We start from the raw sequence: 1,518 nt of genomic DNA on the forward strand, positions 1-1,518 counted from the left end.
TGGGCGCATGACGGCGGGGTTGATTTAAAGAGCAAACTTCCAGAGGTTATTGACGGAATATCAAAAAAGAATAATAAAATAAATATTTCTGGTGAATATATCGATAAAGCTTGGAATATGATGAATATTGTCTCTAAAGAAATTGGTAATTCAGTAACGCTGCGACTGAAAGAGAGGTTTTGATATTTCTGTTTCCTTGTTCACGACAACGTTTTATAAAATCTATCAACATATTAAGTAGATACTTAGGTTTTATTTCTGTTTACCGAAAAAGGGCTACATTAGCCCTCTCTCAGCCATGGATACTACATTCGATCCAACCACCATGTGATCAAGAACTCGAATATCAACTAAGTCGAGTGACTCTTTGAGCCTCTTCGTAATATCGATGTCTGATTGAGATGGTTTAGTGTGACCGCTTGGATGATTGTGAGCGAATATGACTGCGGCTGCATTGCAGGCTAGACCGGCTTTCACAACTTCGCGTGGATAGACACTTGCCCCATCGACTGTTCCAGAAAAGAGCTGCTCATGATGAATAATATTATGCTGAGAGTTTAGCCAGATCGCATAGAAAACTTCGTGTTCATGATGGCCAATTAATGCTTGGATGTGATTCGCTGCGCTGGCTGAGCTGGTAATGGCCAAACCATGAGAAAATGTTGTTTGAATATGGTTAATTGTTGCTGAAATTAAATCTTCAGAATTGACCATTACGTAGTTGCCGTGAGTATCTTTGATTTGAATGTTTTCTTGTTTCATTGTTATGCCCTTTAGCTTGTTGATGGGCACGTTTAGAACACTCGTTAAAAGCAGTGATACAAGCATGTTAGCCAACCGGAGCGGGTAACACGGGTGCCAGCTAACACCGATAGGGAATGCTTGTATTGATGACTTCGAGGGTTAGAGTTGCTTGAAATCAACTGGTATTGGGCGATTACTAAAAAAAGATGAATTAATGTATTCTTCAGGCATAGTTGATGAGATGCTCTGAATATATAAGTTAAAAATTAAGCAGGGAAAAATGGATCTTATTTCTAATACTGGCTTGAGAAGCCATCTTTCAGATATTAAAAAGCAGCTAGAAGATCAACCAACAGGTTTCATCGTTGTTTCGCCATTTTTAGCGAACGATATGAACGACTTACTAAGCGAGTTTGATTTTTCTTCGTTGGAATCATTCACATTGATAACTACGTTCAAACCGAATGATCCCGAACAGTTAACAAAGCCTTTTCAGCTAAGGTCAGTGTTTCAATATTTTGAAACAAACTATCCAGATCCCCCTGTGTCAGGATAGTTGTCGCCTCTGTTAATTTTTAATAATTGAATAGGAGGCGGTAAGAGAATATGAGTGAAGCATTATTCAAAAGAGTTTAAAGAAGCCATTGTTAAGAAGTGGCTTGAAAGTGGGTTATCATTAAGAACGTTTTCAGCCCAGGAAAACATAAACCTATCCACCTTGTATTCCTGGCGAGATAAATTTCAATTACCAGGTTCAAGTGTGACAAAAAGTAG

The 1,518-nt window shown here is 38.5% G+C and carries 4 protein-coding genes; 3 read left to right on the top strand and 1 reads right to left on the bottom strand.

Annotated features, from left to right (window positions below; genetic code table 11):
* Window positions 1–183 (top strand): hypothetical protein (locus tag A3763_RS28755; protein WP_197482932.1); only part of this gene is annotated, 183 nt, incomplete at its 5' end.
* Between the two features lie 93 nt (window positions 184–276).
* Here A3763_RS28755 and A3763_RS15410 read toward each other — a convergent pair.
* Window positions 277–762: a JAB domain-containing protein gene (locus tag A3763_RS15410; protein ID WP_156495115.1), complete on the bottom strand. Its 486-nt coding sequence runs from the start codon at window positions 760–762 to the stop codon at window positions 277–279.
* Window positions 763–1,024: 262 nt separating this feature from the next.
* Between A3763_RS15410 and A3763_RS15415 the strand changes: the two genes are divergently transcribed.
* Window positions 1,025–1,300, top strand: coding sequence for a hypothetical protein (locus tag A3763_RS15415; protein ID WP_068760203.1), 276 nt, complete (start codon window positions 1,025–1,027; stop codon window positions 1,298–1,300).
* A 54-nt stretch (window positions 1,301–1,354) separates the two neighbouring features.
* Window positions 1,355–1,518 (top strand): transposase (locus A3763_RS30165; RefSeq protein WP_156492056.1); only part of this gene is annotated, 164 nt, incomplete at its 3' end.

The organism is Oleiphilus sp. HI0128, assembly GCF_001635365.1.